Raw genomic sequence first — 17,049 nt, 5'->3', positions numbered from 1 at the left:
CTTACAACACGCCGTGTTCTTCGAGCGCGGCTTCAGCCGCGGGATCAACCCACCAGAAATCGAGGAAGCCAAGATCATAGGGCGGCAGCGTATCGGGATAGCGATAGATGTCATAATAGGCGACCCAATGGTTGGGGTTATACCATTGCGGCACGCGGAAGACATGGGCACGCAGCACGCGGTCAAGCGCCTGCACGGCGGGGGTCAACTCCTCCTGCGTTTCAGCATCGACCACTTTTTCGATCAAGGCATCGACACCCTCATCGGCCAAACCCATGACGTTAAAGAGTGACTCATCCGCCCCAAGCGACCCAAAATATTGGCGCAACCCTGATCCCGGCTCAAAGCCCATAGGAAAGTGATCCGTGATAATGTCAAAATCCGCATCTCGTTGCCGCTGTTGCAATTGCGCAGGGTCAACGCGGGTCAAAATGGCGTTCACCCCAATCGCCTGTAGGTTTTCGACATAGGGGTTGATGATCCGATCAAACAACGGACTGGCATTTAGGAATTCCACATCCAATGTTGCGCCATTTGCGTCACGCAGCATCCCGTCATCACCAACGACCCATCCCGCCTCCTCAAGCAAGGCAGAGGCACGGCGCGCGGCGCGGCGGTCGAGACTGCGATCAGGATCAGAGGGCGGGGTGGCAAAGGCATCTTCGGTAAAGACCCGCGCAGGCAGTTGATCCCGCAATGGGTCTAGAAGCGCCAACTCAGCTTCAGATGGCAGGCCATGCGCGGCCAAATAGGTGTTTTCCCAGAAACTCGTATTCGGCGCGTAAAGTCCATAGAACAAGGTCTGGTTCGTCCATTCAAAATTGAACATCAACGCAATCGCTTCGCGCACACGCGGGTCAGCGAATTTTTCGCGCCGCAAATTCATCGCAAAGCTTTGACCCGAAGTGGTCGACCCATCGTGCAATTCTTCGCGAATAATGATCCCATCATTCAGACGCGGGAAATCATAACCCGTGGCCCAAGTTTGGCTGCTGGATTCCTGACGGAACAGGTAATTGCCCGCCTTAAACCCCTCAAAGGCGGCAATCGCATCGCCATAATATTCAATTCGGATGCTATCGAAATTGTTTCGCCCGCGATTGATGGGCAGATCATTTCCCCAATAGTCCCGATTGCGAACATAGACCACACGTTGACCCGGATCCGCTTCGCCCAAAACATAAGGCCCAGAGCCGATGAGGGGCGTGAGGCGGCTGTCTTCAAAGGCCAAACCTGATGCCTCATGGCTAGCACGGCTGAAAACGGGCAAGCCACCCGCCGCCTCAATCCGACCACGCAGCGGGCTTTCGGGATTGAAGGTGAATTTTATCTCGCGCGGGCCCAAAACCTCCGCACTTTCAATAGTCATGGGCAGAGATGCACGGAAGGATGGCAAACCCTCATCGCGCAGAATTTCGTAAGAGAACAGCACATCATCCGAGGTGACAGGCGTGCCATCTGAGAATTGCACCTCTGGCCTTAGGGTGAAAATCACATAGTCACGGTTCTCAGGAAACCGCATGGTTGCGCATAAAAGACAATAAGAGGCGCCGATTTCATCCGCCGTGCCTGTCAGCATGGATTCAAAGAAAATCGAGGACAAAACCGCCGAATTACCCACGCGCGTGTAAGGGTGCAGCGAGTCAAACGTGCCCGAGGGCCACGAAAAAGACATCTCCCCACCCTGTGGCGCATCTGGGTTCACATAGTCGAGATGCTCAAAATCCGCTACGTATTTTGGTGTTCCGAAGGTAGATATGGCGTGGGTTTCGATCAAGTCTTGCGCAAATGCCTGCGTGACACCCATGCCAATTATCACGGCCCCCATCAGGCCCGTTGCCAAGGATTTAGGCACCATCCGTCTCTCGTGCATCGCAACCTCCCGACCATTATCTCTGAGTGCGCCCTTAGAGGGCGATATGTCATTTCCTAATAACTTAGCGATCACACAGCAAAGAACCAGACCCCATGAAGTTTGCGCGCGAATCTGTGAATGAAAAAAGCCGCCCCATGTCAGGGCGGCCTTCTGAAAAATACAATCTCTTGAGACGAGCTTAGTTGCCGATGGTCGCGAGATAAGCAATCAGGTTTGCGCGGTCTTCGACCTTGCGCATCCCGTTATAGGCCATGGCGGTGCCTGGTGCATATTCGCGGGGTGCTTCCAAGAACCCATTGAGGTTCTCTGGTGTCCAATCGCCTTCCAACGCACGGATGCCATCCGAATAGTTGAATCCGTCAACCGAATGCTTGGCGCGGCCAACAACGCCATAAAGGTAGGGGCCTACACCATTGGCACCTTGCTCCAGAGAATGGCAGGCCTGACACTGGCGAAATAGGCCTTCACCCGCGCCCGCATCTGCGGCGGCGTATACATCGGCAAAGGCAACCTCAACCACCTCTTCGGCAGGTTCGGCGCTACCAGCATCTGCCACTTCAATCGGATAGCCGCTAACGTGTTCTTCACCATGGCTTGCAGTGCCAACGGAATATAGCCCGTCACTGGCCCAACCAGCGAGGAGAAGTGCAAGCAGGGCTGCGCAAAGCGATGCGCCTGCTTTCGTGATGGTCATTGTATCAAACATGTCGTTCCCGTTCTCTAGCCCGAGTTGAAGGCTATCTATCGTCTTCCATCATAAGATGGCAAGGTATAGGAAGCGCGACAGAACGCCCATCTGAAAGATTTATTATGACTGCCACCGCAAACCCACGCCGCATCGCCTTTCAAGGAGAGCTTGGTGCCTATTCTCACCAAGCCTGCCGCGAAGCACGCCCCGATTGGGATGTGCTGCCCTGTGCAAGCTTTGAGGAAACGATGGATGCGGTGCGCCAAGGCGATGCTCAAGCCGCAATGGTGCCCGTAGAAAACACGACCTATGGCCGTGTGGCCGATATCCATCGTCTGTTGCCTGAAAGTGGCCTTTATATCGTGGGCGAGGCCTTTGTGCGCGTTCACATCAATCTTTTGGGTGTCAAAGGTAGCCAGATTTCTGACGTAAAAGAAGCGTGGTCGCATCTGGTTCTTTTGCCGCAATGCTCAAAATTCTTGAAAGAAAACAACATTAAAGGCTGTGTAACCACCGACAATGCCCGCGCCGCGCGCGATGTTGCTGCATGGGGCGACAAGGCCAAGGCCGCGCTTGCCTCGGAACTTGCTGCTGAAATCTATGATCTCGATATTTTGGCCCGCCATATTGAGGATCAAGACAGCAACCGCACGCGATTCTTGATCATGGAGCCAAAGGCCGATCTGCGCCCACGCGCGGAACATATGATGACCACCTTCGTCTTTCGTGTGCGCAACATCCCTGCGGCGCTTTACAAGGCCATGGGCGGCTTCGCGACCAATGGTGTGAATATGACCAAGCTTGAAAGCTATATGGTTGGTGGATCCTTTTCGGCGACACAATTTTATGCCGATATCGAAGGGCACCCCGATGATCGCGCCGTGCAATTGGCCTTGGAAGAGTTGGAATATTTCACCAGCGAGTTGCGAATCTTAGGCAGCTATCCCGCTGATCCTAGCCGCGATTACGGGGCCTAATCCGCCCTTGCATTGCCATCGCGCCTCGCGCAAGGTTTGCGCCGACACAAGATTTGCGCGAGCGCCCCTCACATGAACCCCCTTCGCGGCATTGCCCTGAAAATCGCATCTGTATGCGTTTTCGTGGCGATGGCATCGTTGATCAAAGCCACCTCTGACCATGTGCCGCCGGGTCAGGCCGTTTTCTTTCGATCATTTTTTGCGCTGCCTGTGATCATCGCATGGCTGTGGATGCGACATGAATTGTCAACCGGCCTGCGCACAGTCTCGCCCTTGGGCCATGTTTGGCGTGGGGTTGTGGGCACCAGTGCGATGGGGCTTGGGTTCGCGGGGCTTGGCCTTTTGCCATTGCCCGAAGTAACCGCGATTGGATATGCCGCGCCGATTTTGGTGGTTGTTTTTGCCGCCATGTTCTTGGGCGAAGATGTACGGCTTTTTCGCCTCAGCATGGTGGCTTTGGGGATGCTTGGCGTGGTGATTGTTCTTTCTCCGCGCCTCAGCCTTGGCGGCGCTGACACCACCTATGCCGAGGCGCTTGGCGCAATGATTGTTTTGATGAGCGCGGTATGCGCGGCCCTTGCACAGGTGTTTGTGCGCAAAATGGTTGCAACTGAAACCACATCGGCCATCGTTTTTTGGTTTTCAATCACGGCGACCTTAATGTCCCTTTTGACCCTACCATGGGGGTGGGTCATCCCTGGGCCCCGCGAAGCGATGCTCTTGATCTTGGCTGGCGTTTTAGGCGGCGTGGGTCAGATTCTGCTCACCTCAAGCTATCGCGAAGCCGATGCTTCCTTGATAGCGCCGTTTGAATATAGCTCGATGCTCTTGGCGCTTGGGGTGGGCTATATGATATTTGACGAAATCCCAAGCACGACCATGTTGGTGGGTGCGGCCATCATCATCACGGCAGGGATCGCCATCATACTAAGAGAACGGCAATTGGGGATAGAGCGCGCACGTCAACGCAAGGCCATGACGCCGCAAGGCTAAACCTAACCCAAGGAGGCGCGATATTCCGCCTCGACCTCATTGCCACGGCGCACCAAATAGCCCGTCATCCGTTGCAAAACGCGGCCCCGCGCAAGTTTCAAAGATTGAATCACTAGCCGCGCACTTAACGTGGTTGGCTTCAACTCCAAGGGCGCTCTGACACGCGACATTTGCGGATTGATGCCTTGAAAGCGCAGCTCATAGATTGTCTGCATTCCCCCGATTTGGCTTTCAATCACCATCACCTCTTCGTGGATGAAATTCGTGATTTACGAAGAAACAGGGCGCGCACGGCCGCGCAATTTGACCTCACTTGACCACCCTGTGCCTTTGCGGGGCTGCAACCACCTGCCTTCCCGCACGAGCTTGGCGCCGCGTCCCGTCAAATCGGCTTCGATCTGCGTAAAATCGCAAAACCGCTCGAACACCAGTTCCAGCGGGGCATCAATATCTTCGGTGGCTTTGAATTTCATAGCTGATCACCCCAATGCTATACGCCGATCCTTTGCGCGCTGTGAAGGCAGCGCGTCTGGCCAAAGACCACCCCAGTCGCGCACCTTTTGCAGCCTATATGAACCGATCTGCGAGCCAGTTTTCCAGCAAAAACCGCGCAATTGCGCCCTTGCGCGGCGAAGATATTTCTGGGTGTGACCCACAAAAGACATCCATCGCCTCTTGGCGGCTTAACCATCGCGCATCGTCCAATTCATTTGGATCAACCGTAATCTTTGTGCTTGTGGCGGTGGCTAGGCAGCCAAACATCAAAGAGTTGGGGTAAGGCCAAGGTTGATTGGCAACATAGCGCACTTCGGACGTGGTGATCCCCGCTTCTTCCAACACTTCGCGGCGCACGGCGGCCTCGATTGTCTCACCAGGTTCGACAAACCCTGCGAGTGCGGAATACATCCTTTCGGGCCAACCATGCGAACGCCCCAACAAAATTTGATCGCCATAGGTCACAAGCATGATCACCACGGGATCCGTGCGCGGGAAATGCGAGGCGCCACAGGCGCGGCATTTGCGCTGCCACCCCGCTTGCACCATCTGCGAAGGGCTGCCACATTTGGCGCAATAGAGATGCGAGCTGTGCCAATTCAACAAAGCACGGGCTGTTGCCGCCAATTCTGCTGCGCGTGGAGGCAGGGTGATCATAATGCTGCGCAATTCCAAAAACACAGCGCCCTCGGGCGCATCTGGATGGGCCTGCTCGGACAGATCAACAAAGGAGTTCAAGCTGACCCCTTCTGGCAATTCAGGATTCCAATCGCTCAGGTCTTGCGCAAAATAGGCCGCCCCATCCTCGGACAGCCCCAAAAACAATCGCGCCGCCTCTGCGAGATCTCGTAAAAGCGGTGCGTCTTTTGGCAAAAAGCACAAGGACGCCAGACCCGTTTCTGCATCGCGCTGACATAGCACCTTGCCGCGCCACAGAACCAAGATATGCGCCTTTGCAATTTGCCCCAATTGCACAGGATCATCCCGCAAATGCGCCGCACGATCTAAATTCGATCCACCAAAGGTGACCGCAGAGGCAGTTTGTAAAAGGGGCATGTGATGTGATCCTTGCTTCGCGCCCAAACCTTACAGAGACGTGAACGGGGTGCAACAAGAATAGGATTGCGCAGAACTACCCTTATGGTTGTATGATGCCCCCATCATAAGGGGATGAGATTTGGCTGCGAGACAGATCATCATAGGGACGGCGCGGTCCGCGCGTCTGAAGGTCACGCTTTTTGCGACCACCGATTTACACGCTCATCTGACCGAATATGACTATTTTCACGACACCCCCTACTGCGCGGGAGGTCGGGAAAGAGCGCGATTTGAATGGTCTGGCCTATTCTGGCGTCTCGGCCCAAGGGTTCGAGCAATTTGAAATCACGCTTTAACCCGCATTTTTTGTGCAGCCCTTGCACCAAGAGCCAAGATTGACTATTTGGGCGTTGAGAGGTTGGCGCGGACAGGCTCCTCGCCAACCCGGTCAGATCCGGAAGGAAGCAGCCGTAACGAGTCCCGCTTGGGTCGTTGTCCAGCCTCTCACCTTTCCCTTGAAAATAAGTGCCACCTGAACCATTGCGGCGGCGCGTAAAAGCAACCAAGCTGTGGCTTGGGTTACGGAATTTCGGGGGATAGGCTGCAATGAATCGCTTTCGCTGCACCGATCTGGCATTGGTCGAGGCGCTGCCCATGCGTTTTTACCCAAAGCTGCGCGCGGGCCATGTTTTGAACAATGCAAGCGCCAAGTTTGAACGTCACAGTCAGCATAATCCAAGAGGTCTGATGCCGCTTGGCGCCTATTCCTACAGCCATTCCGTTTTTATTGCGGGTTGGATTGGGCGATATTGCTCGATCAGCGAAAATGTCCGCGTAATGGGGGCCAGCCATCCGCATCATTGGGTGACAACCTCGCCTGTGCAATATCAACCCCGCAGGCGGCGGATGTTTGACCTGCCCCCCTTGCCTGACTCTGCCCGGTATGATGGCGCGGCGCGGCCTGTGCGTATCGGTCATGACGTTTGGATTGGCCAAGATGTGCTGCTGCGTGATGGTATATCCATCGGCAATGGCGCGGTGATTGCAGCGGGTTCTGTGGTGACGCGCGATGTGGCAGATTACATGATTGTTGGCGGCAACCCCGCCCGCGTCATCCGCCCCCGTTTTGCGCCTGAGATTGCAACGCGGCTTCAACGCAGCGCGTGGTGGGAGATCACCCCCGAAGCATTATCTGACCTGACTTTGACGATCCTTTGGCGTTTTTGGATGGGTTTGAGGCAAAACCCTCCTCACCTAAAATGCCCGATGAGCGGCGCACCATATGGGACTGGTCTGGGATCATACCGCCTGAGGCGTCATGGCCTTAGCTGCCCCCACCATAAAGGCCATTCACAAGTGAAGCCCAAATAAAATTCCCCGCCATCGCGAAGAACAGGGCCACGCAAAAATAGAGGGTCAGCCCATGCACCAAATAGCGCATCCGCCCCAAGGCCCCTTGGCGCCATAACCAAATGCCTGCGGCGGTTGCGGGCAAATGGATCAACACAAAGATCGACACCACCGATAACGGGATGGCCCGAAACCCGCCCTCAACAAGAGCGGCCCATAGATGAACCAGCGCGACAAAGACGCTGGCCAGGATCAAAAACAGGAATATCAAAAGCCGTGATCTATCGCTCATCGCGTCCCCGCTTGCTTTGCGCGCAGGAAGCGGTTGCCGCGCCGCTCATCTGCGCCTAGTTTGCTAATAACCCTGCAGGCAGGGCGCCGTTCTGCCAAGCAAAAACCGTCAAGAGCCGTTGGAAAACCCTATGACCCAAACCACCGATCAAGCCTATCAGGTGCTTGCGCGCAAATATCGCCCCGCAAGTTTCGCCGATTTGATCGGGCAAGAGGCCATGGTGCGGACACTGAAAAACGCATTTGCCGCCGATCGCATCGCGCAAGCCTTCATTATGACGGGCATTCGCGGCACAGGGAAAACGACCACCGCACGAATTATTGCCAAAGGCCTAAACTGCATTGGCCCTGATGGTGCGGGCAAGCCCACGATTGAACCCTGCGGGCAATGCGAACATTGCACCTCTATCGCCGAAGGGCGCCATGTCGATGTCATGGAAATGGACGCGGCATCACGCACCGGCGTGAATGACATCCGCGAGATTATTGAAAGCGTCAATTATCGCTCTGCCAGCGCGCGCTATAAGATTTACATAATTGACGAGGTTCACATGCTGTCGACCAGCGCGTTCAACGCGCTGCTTAAGACATTGGAAGAACCGCCCGCCCATGTGAAATTCATCTTCGCGACCACAGAGATTCGCAAAGTGCCTGTCACCGTATTGTCGCGCTGCCAGCGGTTTGATCTGCGCCGCATCGAGCCTGAGGTGATGATCACGCATTTGCGCAAAATCTCGGATCTGGAAAAAGCCGAAATCACGGACGAAGCCTTGGCCCTGATCACGCGCGCGGCGGAAGGGTCTGTGCGCGATGCGCTCAGCCTTTTGGATCAAGCAATTTCCCATGGCGCAGGCGAAACCAGCGCGGAACAAGTGCGCGCGATGCTCGGCCTTGCAGATCGCGGGCGTGTCATGGATCTGTTTGAGATGATCATGCGCGGCGATGCCAAGGGTGCATTGGATGAATTGGCCACGCAATACGCCGATGGCGCTGACCCAATGGCAGTTTTGCGGGATTTGGCCGATATCACCCATTGGCTGTCGGTTGTGAAAATCTCGCCCGAAACCGCTGAAGACCCCTCTATTTCGCCTGATGAGCGCAGCCGCGGGGTTGCGCTATCGGGGGATTTGCAAATGCGCGCCTTGTCGCGGATGTGGCAGATGCTGCTGAAGTCGCTTGAGGAAGTGGCCTTTGCGCCCAATGCGATGATGGCCGCCGAAATGGCCGTGATCCGCCTGACCCATGTGGCCGAATTGCCAAGCCCCGATGATTTGATCCGTAAGCTGCAATCCACAACACCGCCCCCTGCCGCACCACCGCGCGGGCCAGCCCCCACACACGGCGGATCGCATGGCGCACCCGCGCGAGGCTCAAGCCTTCCAAGCAGCACAGGCGGCACAAATGGCGCGCCGCAAGCGGCCCTTTCCGAGGCCCCAGAGGCCCTACTGGCCCGATACCCGACTTTTGAGCATGTGGTCGCATTGATCGAAGAGATGCGCGACATCAAATTGTTGGTTGAGGTTAAGACCAATTTGCGCTTGGCCTCCTATCGCGCGGGGCGCATTGAATTTGAACCTACTGACCGCGCGCCCGAAGATTTGGGGCCACGCCTTGGCCAACGCTTGACGCAATGGACAGGGACAAGATGGGTGGTCTCGGTCGTCTCCTCGGGCGGCGCACCCACCATCGAAGAACAGGCGAATGCGGAGCGTGCCGAGCTTGAAAAAGAGACCAAAGACCATCCGCTGATGCAGGCCGTCCTCTTGGCCTTTCCACACGCCAAAATTACAGATATTCGCAGTCACACAGATATTCAGGCCCATGCTGCGGTCGAGGCCTTGCCCGAGATCGAAGATGAATGGGATCCGTTCGAAGACGATTAACCACAAAGGATGATGGATATGCTCAAAGGCCTTGGCGGTCTTGGCGATATGACCAAGATGATGAAACAGGCACAAGAAATGCAGACCCGCATGGCGGAAATGCAAGAAAACCTGCACACAATCCGCGTCACAGGGGAAGCAGGTGCAGGCCTCGTGAAGGCCACAGCCAGCGCCAAGGGCGAATTGGTGGGTTTGGATATCGACCCCTCCATCTTTAATGGGGATGACAAGGAAGTGGTCGAAGATTTGATCTTGGCCGCCATCAAAGATGCGCAAGCAAAAGCCTCTGATCGCAGTCAGGAAGAATTGCAAAAAATCACTGCTGAGCTTGGCCTGCCAGCAGGCATGAAGCTGCCCTTCTGATTTCGATGAGCGAAGGCGCGCGCCAAATAGAGGAATTGATCGCGCTGATGGCGCGCTTGCCTGGTCTTGGGCCACGCTCGGCACGGCGTGCGGTTTTGCACCTGATCAAAAAACGCGCAGGCCTGATGACGCCCTTGGCGCAATCCTTGGCCGAAGTGGCCCGTGATGCGCGTGAATGCCTCTCTTGTGGCAATATCGGCACCGATGAGGTCTGTGCGATTTGCACCGACCCCAAGCGGGGCAATGGCCAAATCTGCGTGGTCGAAGACGTCGCCGATCTTTGGGCGATGGAACGCGGCCGCGCCTTTGGCGGGCGTTATCATGTCTTGGGTGGCACGCTATCGGCACTAGACGATATTGGCCCTGACGATCTGCGTATCCCGCGCCTTATTGAGCGGGTCGCAAGAGATGGAATTGAAGAAGTGATCCTTGCGCTGAATGCCACCGTTGATGGTCAAACCACCGCCCATTACATTGCGGGCGAACTCGCCCCAATGGCGCGCGAAGGACACGTGAAAATCACATCCCTGGCGCAAGGTGTGCCCATCGGGGGCGAATTGGACTATCTTGACGATGGCACGATTTCCGCGGCCTTGAGCGCGCGGAAATCATTTTAACCTAAATCTCAAATATAAGCTGTTGTTTTACAGGTCAGGGCATATGCATGCCTAATGCGCATCCACGCGCCCCTCGACCCAATGCGCAATCCCCCACACGCATCAGGTCGAGGGAAGTGGGATCAGAGCCCGTCAATGCAGACATATTTGGTATCAAGATAATCTTCGACACCTTGGCTGCCGCCCTCTTTGCCAAGACCCGATTCCTTGACGCCGCCGAAGGGCGCCTCAACCGTGGTGATCATGCCAGAATTGATCCCGACCATGCCATATTGCAAATCCCGATCAAGGCGCATCGCGCGCGCTAGGTCAGAGGTGTAGGCATAAGCCGCAAGGCCAAAGCGGGTGTTATTGGCCATATCAACCCCGTCTTGATCTGTCTCAAATTTGAACACAGGCGCAACAGGGCCAAAGATTTCTTCCTGGGCAAATTCCATGTCGGCTTTGGCCCCTGTCAAAACCGTTGGCTGAAAGAATGTGCCACCCAATTGATCCCGCATGCCGCCCGTGGCCACAGTGGCACCTTTGGCTTTGGCGTCTTCCACAAAGCCCTCGACCTTTTTCAACGCCGCTTGATTGATCAACGGCCCTTGGGTCACGCCCGCATCCATGCCATTTCCAAGTTTCAGCGCGCGGGTTTTCTCAACCAGTTTCGCCACGAATTCATCATGCACGCCTGCCTGCACAAAAACACGATTGGCGCAAACGCAGGTCTGACCAGAATTGCGAAACTTAGAGGCCATAACCCCGTCAATCGCACGATCCAGATCAGCATCGTCAAAAACGATGAATGGGGCATTCCCCCCCAATTCCATTGAGACTTTCTTGACTGTATCAGCTGACTGGCGGATCAATAATTTGCCCACATTGGTCGAGCCCGTGAAGGTCACTTTGCGCAATTCAGGGTGGGCCATCATCGCACCACCAATGGCGGGCGCATCCCCCGTGACGATGTTAATCACCCCTTTGGGATAGCCCACGTCCTCGGCCAAAGCTGCCCAAGCCAAGCCTGAATAGGGGGTTTCTTCCGAAGGCTTCGCAACAACCGTGCAGCCAACCGCCAAAGCAGGCGCAAGTTTGCGGGCCAGCATCGAGGAGGGGAAATTCCAAGGCGTAATCATGCCCACAACACCCACGGGGTGCTTTGTTACCAAAATACGGCGACCATTGACGCCTGCAGGAACGATCTCGCCTTTCACACGGCGGGCCTCCTCTGCATACCACCGCAGATATTGCGCACCGATGACAATTTCGCCCTTCGCTTCTGCCAAAGGTTTACCCATCTCGCGGGTCAACAATTCGGCCAAACTGTCTTGGTTATCCATCAGCGCATCGTGCAATTTCCACAAAAGCGCCAAGCGCCCCATCAAGTCCATCGCCGCAAAAGCGGGAAAAGCTGCATGGGCTGCATCAATCGCGCGCATGGTTTCTGAGTGGCCAGATTTCGGAATTTGCCCAATCACCTCGCCCGTAGCGGGGTTTGTAACATCCAAGGTCGCACCATCATCCGCGCCCACCCATGCGCCTGCGATATAATTCGCCTCGCGCATCCAGTTTTTCCAATCTGCCATGCTCCTCGCTCCTTTCTTATTTAGGCTTGCGCCCCCATCTTGCGCGCCACATCCAACATGCGCGCAGAAAATCCCCATTCATTGTCATACCACCCAAAGACGCGCAGCATCCCGCCTTTGGAGCGTTTGATCTGATCCCCTTGCACGATCAACGACTCGGGGCGCGCCCGAAGATCAGTCGAGACAACAGGCGCCTCAGTATAGCCTAAGATTGGCCCTTCGGCTGCGCGCAGGACATCGCGCGCCGCCTCAACCGATGGCCGCTGCTCGGTGATGACCGCCAAATCGATACAAGAGACACTTGCCGTTGGCACCCGAATTGCCGAGCCTGTGATCCGCCCCGCAAGATGGGGCAGCACAAGATCAATCAACTTTTCCGCACTGGTTGTTGTGGGCACCATCGACAAGGCAGCTGCGCGGGACCGCACCAAATCCCCCATCGGCATATCCACGGTGGGTTGGCTGCCCGTGTAACAATGCACTGTCGTCATCAAAGCCGTCTCAACCCCAAAGGCCTCATCGAGAATCCGTATCAGGGGGGCTGTGGCATTGGTGGTGCAAGATGCGTTCGACACAATGCGCGCATCGGGCAATAGGGCCGCATCATTCGCCCCCAAGACCAGCGTCACATCAGCATCAAGGGAGGGGCCAGAAATCAGCACCCGTGCGGCACCTGCGCGCAAACCTGCCTCAGCAATCCGCCGATCCATGGCGCGCCCCGTGCATTCCATCAGAATGTCCACCCCCGCAAGGGGCAGCGCCGCTAGATCAGGCTCGCAGGTAAAGGCAATCGGGCGCCCATCAATCACCAATGCGCCATCACCGCAGCTCACCTCGCCCGCGTAAGGGCCAAAGACGCTGTCATATTCGAACAGGTAAGCGCAGGTCTTTAGGGGGGCTATGTCGTTGATGGCGACAATCTCAACCTCGGGCCAACCCCCCTTAAGCCACGCGCGCAGCACGGTGCGCCCAATGCGACCAAAGCCGTTTATTGCCACACGAATGGGGGCGGTCATGATGCCGAATCTCCTGATTGCTGTGAGCGGGCGAGTGATGCATGCCCACCGCGAAGGTGCAAGCACGCATCAGCGGATTGGATCAAACAGCGCCTCACGCAAAGAACAATCGCGCCCCATATCGGCAGGGCAATCACGGGGCTCTAAATCGCGGGTCAGACAAATGCGCAGCTCTGCGATGCGACCTTCGCGGCAGGTGGTGACAACACCACTGTCACTGAGATCAGGGTTGGCTTCGCGGAGCGCGTCCTCCACCACTTCGGCTGGCAGGCGCACAGGTCGATTAAGTTGGGTCAAAACCGCTGGCACAGTCACCGCCGCATAAGCGCGGCGCGATAGGGCGAAGTAATCCTCAGCAGGCAGGCCAGAACAGACCCCATGCTTACGCCATTGGTGCCAGGCAAGGCCTGAGCTTCCCATGATATCAACCATGCCCGCCGTCAACGCATCACTTGGGCCGCGCGCGGGTGTTGAGCAATAACTGGGCCACCCCTCCTCATATTGTGGCCAAAGCCCGTGCAAGGTGAACCCATGGTGTGCGCCTGTCTCGCATTGCGCCGCCCCACGCTCATCCCCCTCAATCGCGCACCATGTTGAATTCCAACTGAGGGCTAAGACATAAAGGTCAAGCACCCCCGCCTGATCGGCCCGCGCAGAAAGTGCCGCGCCACATAGCGCAAAGGCCAAAAGCCCCGCACGTATCAATCTGCACCCCATCTCGCGTTTCCCTCTTTCCTTGCGCCAATCGCTGCCTTATATACCGGGCAACTTCCCCGAAATCGAGGAATTGCGGCCCCCGCCGCAGCGTTGTTTCAGCGCCCGCCCGATTGCATCCGAAAAGGAGCTAAAAATGACAAAACCTATAATGGCAAAGGCCACCGCCGTTTGGTTGGTGGATAACACCACGCTCAGCTTTAAGCAGATCGGCGATTTCTGCGGGCTGCATGAATTGGAAGTGCAAGGAATTGCAGATGGTGACGTAGCCACAGGCGTCAAGGGTTTTGACCCGATTGCCAATAACCAACTCGACCAAGACGAGATTGATCGTGGCGAGAAAGACCCTGCGCATAATCTAAAGCTGAAGCATAACCCCGCCGCACTGGGCGAGGAAAAGCGCCGTGGCCCACGCTACACGCCCCTGTCCAAGCGTCAGGATCGTCCTGCTTCAATCCTTTGGTTGGTCAAATTCCACCCAGAGCTGTCCGATGGCCAGATTGGCAAATTGGTTGGCACCACCAAACCAACCATCCAAGCGATCCGCGAACGCACCCATTGGAACATTTCCAACATTCAACCAATCGACCCTGTTGCGCTTGGTCTGTGCAAGCAGTCTGAATTGGATGCCGCCGTGCAATCAGCCAACGCGAAACGCGCCAAAGAAGGTCTGGTTATGACCGATGATGAGCGCCGTAAATTGGTCTCAACCGAACAAAGCCTTGCAGGTGATCCAGAGCCAAAAATGCCAAGCGCGATTTCGGGTCTTGAAACATTCAGCCTCTCAGGCAATTCGTCTGCCGCCGATGAGGACGAGGACGAAACCGAAAAGACCTATGATGCGGACAGCTTCTTTAACCTGCCAGATGATAAAGACAAAGACGACAAATAATTAGGCGTTATAACGCCTGCCATCTGAAAACCGCGCGCCCCAAAGGTTGCGCGGTTTTTTAATGCAAAGGCACGCCAACAGGATCAAGCAAGCTGCGCCCACCATCCACGCAGAGAACTTGCCCTGTAACAAATCCCGCCCCATCCGAGGCAAAGAATTGGGCCGCACCCGCCACTTCGCGCGCTGAAGCAATGCGGCCAAGCGGTGTGTGGCTTTGGATGTCTTTGCGCTTCAATTCATCTTCTGCCAAACCCGCTTGAAGGCTCGCTGACATCACAGACCCAAAAGATACAGCATTCACACGAATACGATTTGGGGCGAGGGACAATGCCAAAGACCGCGTAGATTGCTCAAGCGCCGCTAACGACACCGAATAGCCCATCAAATCAGGATGGCTGCGCATCGCAGCGATGTTCGAGATATTCACAATCGCGCCGCGCGTCTCATCATCGCGGTCATCCCCTTCGGCTTGGGCAATCATCTTTTTTGCAACGGCTTGGCTCAGGCGAAGCGATGTAAACAGGTTTTGCTGCAACATTTGCTCAATGCTGGTATCGGCAGGATCAAACGGGTCCGTTGGTATGATCTGGCGGCACGCATTGACCAAAATATCGACCCGGTCGAAGGCATCAATCGTGGCCGAGATCAAATTGGCCACTGTCAGCTTTTCGCTCAAATCTCCTGCAAAGGCGCGAATATTTGGCGCGCGCTCATCATCTGAGGCGCCACATTCATCAAAAAGCCGCTCTTCATCGCGATCTGTGAACACGACATTCGCGCCAAGGTCAGAAAAATGACGCGCGATCGCAAGGCCAATCCCATTGGCGGCCCCCGTCACAATAGCAGTTTTTCCTTGGATGGATAAAGACATTCCAAAACCCCTTTGCCGATCATCGCGCAGATCGCGCAGCTTTCGGTTTCCCAGCTTGATAGAGCTTGTAGCCCTGCATCTCGGCCAACATGCGACCCGTTGAAAAATTCGCCTTCAGCGCCGATTCATAGGGCAGGTGGCGATTTGCGACCATCAAAAATTGTCCTGAAGGCTTAAGCAGGCGACTTGCCGCCGAAATAAAGGCCTGCCCCAAGGCAGGATCAGCCGCGCGTGATGTATGAAAAGGCGGATTGCACAAAATCGCATCATAAAGCGCGTCGGGCTTGAATGCTGTCGCATCAGCCCAGAAAAAACGCGCGCGCGGATCACCGACATTCTGGCGCGCGGCCTCAAGCGCCGCGTGATCGGCCTCAATCAAATCGAGGGTTTCAATGCTATCCTGTTCATCCAGAATATGCGCGGCGATATATCCCCAACCCGCCCCAAGATCAGCAACGCGTCCCTTAAGTTTAGGGGCCAGTGCAATCAAAATTTCCGATCCTTGATCTGGCCCGTCCGCAGAGAAGCTGCCAATTGGCACGATATGGCCATCTTCAGTTTTCGTGGCGCTGCCAACCCACTCCGCGCAGGTTTGGGGCAGGACATCTGGGCGCACGAACCAAATCAATTTGCCATGCGATTTTGAAAAAACTTCTACGCCGTCAAAGGTTGATTTTAGGGCCTTGAGGATCGATTCAATCCCGATGGTTTTCGCCCCATCCACCATCAAAATGCCACCCTTGCGCAATGCCATCAGGGATTTTGCGATCCACGACAGGGTCAATTTTTTTGATTTATGGGCCGCAACCAAAGCCAGATCAAACGCATCCACCGCATCGGCTGGCAGATCAGGATGCACATCAATTCCACGGGCCACAACGCGGGCGTGATCGGGGTAAAACCCTTGCACAGCCAACAGACGGGCCTGTCCGAACACATCAAGTTGCATGTCGCCACTGGCACCATAAATCAAAACCGCCGAAAGAGGCGGCAGGCTGAGCGCGTTTTGCTCAAGCGCGGAAATCCATCTGTCTGGGGTCATAAGCGGCGGCGGGACTGGGGATCAGTCCTCTTTCTCCATGGTGCATTGCAACGGATGCTGATTGCGGCGCGCGAATTCCATCACCTGCGCCACTTTCGTTTCGGCAATCTCATAAGAGAAGACACCCACAACGGCCACCCCTTTTTTATGCACAGTCAGCATAATCTCGACCGCCTGCGCATGAGAGATACCGAAGAAGCGCTCAAGAACATGAACGACAAACTCCATTGGGGTATAGTCGTCATTCAGAAGCAGCACCTTATACATCGGGGGCCGCTGCGTTTTTGGTTTTGTTTTGGATATAACGGTGGTGTCGTTTTCCTCCACAGGAGGTTTCGCCATCATCGTCAAGCCATCGCGCCGCATATCTAC

Annotated in this window: 19 protein-coding genes and 1 other RNA gene; 8 read left to right on the top strand and 12 right to left on the bottom strand. The window is 55.7% G+C overall.

Annotated elements, in window-relative coordinates:
• Position 1: 1 nt before the first annotated feature.
• Positions 2-1,873, bottom strand: a complete 1,872-nt coding sequence (locus tag AAC632_RS05305; RefSeq protein WP_340297795.1) for an extracellular solute-binding protein — start codon at positions 1,871-1,873, stop codon at positions 2-4.
• 181 nt (positions 1,874-2,054) lie between these two features.
• Positions 2,055-2,582, bottom strand: coding sequence for a c-type cytochrome (locus AAC632_RS05300; protein WP_340297796.1), 528 nt, complete (start codon positions 2,580-2,582; stop codon positions 2,055-2,057).
• 104 nt (positions 2,583-2,686) lie between these two features.
• Between AAC632_RS05300 and AAC632_RS05295 the strand changes: the two genes are divergently transcribed.
• Complete coding sequence (locus AAC632_RS05295) at positions 2,687-3,541, top strand: prephenate dehydratase (RefSeq protein WP_340244834.1); 855 nt, start codon at positions 2,687-2,689, stop codon at positions 3,539-3,541.
• A 72-nt stretch (positions 3,542-3,613) separates the two neighbouring features.
• Positions 3,614-4,534 carry a DMT family transporter gene (locus AAC632_RS05290; protein ID WP_340297797.1) on the top strand — a complete coding sequence of 307 codons (921 nt, stop codon included), beginning with the start codon at positions 3,614-3,616 and terminating at the stop codon, positions 4,532-4,534.
• A gap of 2 nt (positions 4,535-4,536) precedes the next feature.
• On the opposite strand, the gene AAC632_RS05285 is transcribed toward AAC632_RS05290, so the two are convergent.
• From AAC632_RS05285 to nudC, 3 genes are all read right to left on the bottom strand, one after another.
• Complete coding sequence (locus AAC632_RS05285) at positions 4,537-4,776, bottom strand: hypothetical protein (protein WP_340297798.1); 240 nt, start codon at positions 4,774-4,776, stop codon at positions 4,537-4,539.
• 27 nt (positions 4,777-4,803) lie between these two features.
• The gene (locus AAC632_RS05280; protein ID WP_340297799.1) at positions 4,804-5,007 is read right to left on the bottom strand and encodes a hypothetical protein; all 204 of its coding nucleotides are present in this window, start codon (positions 5,005-5,007) and stop codon (positions 4,804-4,806) included.
• A gap of 94 nt (positions 5,008-5,101) precedes the next feature.
• A complete protein-coding gene (gene nudC / locus AAC632_RS05275; RefSeq protein ID WP_340297800.1) occupies positions 5,102-6,085 on the bottom strand; it encodes an NAD(+) diphosphatase in 984 nt (327 codons plus the stop codon).
• 393 nt (positions 6,086-6,478) lie between these two features.
• On the opposite strand from nudC, the gene ffs reads away from it, so the two are divergent.
• An RNA gene (gene ffs / locus AAC632_RS05270) (signal recognition particle sRNA small type) lies at positions 6,479-6,577 on the top strand.
• 96 nt (positions 6,578-6,673) lie between these two features.
• Positions 6,674-7,438 carry a CatB-related O-acetyltransferase gene (locus AAC632_RS05265; protein ID WP_340297801.1) on the top strand — a complete coding sequence of 255 codons (765 nt, stop codon included), beginning with the start codon at positions 6,674-6,676 and terminating at the stop codon, positions 7,436-7,438.
• Here AAC632_RS05265 and AAC632_RS05260 read toward each other — a convergent pair.
• Complete coding sequence (locus AAC632_RS05260; protein WP_317656543.1) at positions 7,392-7,709, bottom strand: hypothetical protein; 318 nt, start codon at positions 7,707-7,709, stop codon at positions 7,392-7,394. The genes AAC632_RS05265 and AAC632_RS05260 overlap by 47 nt on opposite strands.
• Before the next feature lie 130 nt (positions 7,710-7,839).
• On the opposite strand from AAC632_RS05260, the gene AAC632_RS05255 reads away from it, so the two are divergent.
• From AAC632_RS05255 to recR, 3 genes are read left to right on the top strand one after another with little or no spacing between them, the layout of a single operon-like run.
• Positions 7,840-9,591 (top strand): DNA polymerase III subunit gamma/tau, encoded by a 1,752-nt coding sequence (locus tag AAC632_RS05255; protein WP_445322650.1) that lies wholly within the window; start codon positions 7,840-7,842, stop codon positions 9,589-9,591.
• 18 nt (positions 9,592-9,609) lie between these two features.
• The gene (locus AAC632_RS05250) at positions 9,610-9,954 is read left to right on the top strand and encodes a YbaB/EbfC family nucleoid-associated protein (protein WP_317656544.1); all 345 of its coding nucleotides are present in this window, start codon (positions 9,610-9,612) and stop codon (positions 9,952-9,954) included.
• Positions 9,955-9,959: 5 nt separating this feature from the next.
• Positions 9,960-10,571: a recombination mediator RecR gene (gene recR, locus AAC632_RS05245; RefSeq protein ID WP_340252709.1), complete on the top strand. Its 612-nt coding sequence runs from the start codon at positions 9,960-9,962 to the stop codon at positions 10,569-10,571.
• Positions 10,572-10,693: 122 nt separating this feature from the next.
• On the opposite strand, the gene AAC632_RS05240 is transcribed toward recR, so the two are convergent.
• The 3 genes from AAC632_RS05240 to AAC632_RS05230 form a co-directional block, all read right to left on the bottom strand.
• Positions 10,694-12,142: an NAD-dependent succinate-semialdehyde dehydrogenase gene (locus AAC632_RS05240; RefSeq protein WP_340297802.1), complete on the bottom strand. Its 1,449-nt coding sequence runs from the start codon at positions 12,140-12,142 to the stop codon at positions 10,694-10,696.
• A gap of 20 nt (positions 12,143-12,162) precedes the next feature.
• The gene (locus AAC632_RS05235) at positions 12,163-13,158 is read right to left on the bottom strand and encodes a type I glyceraldehyde-3-phosphate dehydrogenase (RefSeq protein ID WP_340297803.1); all 996 of its coding nucleotides are present in this window, start codon (positions 13,156-13,158) and stop codon (positions 12,163-12,165) included.
• A 69-nt stretch (positions 13,159-13,227) separates the two neighbouring features.
• On the bottom strand, positions 13,228-13,875 hold the full coding sequence (locus AAC632_RS05230; protein WP_340297804.1) for a ribonuclease T2: 648 nt from the start codon (positions 13,873-13,875) through the stop codon (positions 13,228-13,230).
• Positions 13,876-14,008: 133 nt separating this feature from the next.
• Here AAC632_RS05230 and AAC632_RS05225 point away from each other — a divergent pair, with 133 nt between their 5' ends.
• Entirely contained in the window at positions 14,009-14,764 is a 756-nt protein-coding gene (locus tag AAC632_RS05225; RefSeq protein WP_340297805.1) for a DUF1013 domain-containing protein, read from the top strand.
• A gap of 58 nt (positions 14,765-14,822) precedes the next feature.
• Here AAC632_RS05225 and AAC632_RS05220 read toward each other — a convergent pair whose 3' ends face one another.
• From AAC632_RS05220 to clpS, 3 genes are read right to left on the bottom strand one after another with little or no spacing between them, the layout of a single operon-like run.
• Positions 14,823-15,635 carry an SDR family NAD(P)-dependent oxidoreductase gene (locus AAC632_RS05220; RefSeq protein ID WP_317656550.1) on the bottom strand — a complete coding sequence of 271 codons (813 nt, stop codon included), beginning with the start codon at positions 15,633-15,635 and terminating at the stop codon, positions 14,823-14,825.
• A 19-nt stretch (positions 15,636-15,654) separates the two neighbouring features.
• Positions 15,655-16,677, bottom strand: coding sequence for a class I SAM-dependent methyltransferase (locus tag AAC632_RS05215; protein ID WP_340297806.1), 1,023 nt, complete (start codon positions 16,675-16,677; stop codon positions 15,655-15,657).
• A 21-nt stretch (positions 16,678-16,698) separates the two neighbouring features.
• A complete protein-coding gene (gene clpS / locus AAC632_RS05210) occupies positions 16,699-17,019 on the bottom strand; it encodes an ATP-dependent Clp protease adapter ClpS (RefSeq protein WP_340256334.1) in 321 nt (106 codons plus the stop codon).
• Between the last annotated feature and the right edge of the window lie 30 nt (positions 17,020-17,049).

The organism is Roseobacter sp. HKCC-CH-9351 (assembly GCF_037830295.1).
Lineage (GTDB): Bacteria > Pseudomonadota > Alphaproteobacteria > Rhodobacterales > Rhodobacteraceae > M30B80.
The sequence above is the reverse complement of the archived record's forward strand: the minus strand, read 5'-3'. Positions and strand labels throughout refer to the sequence as shown.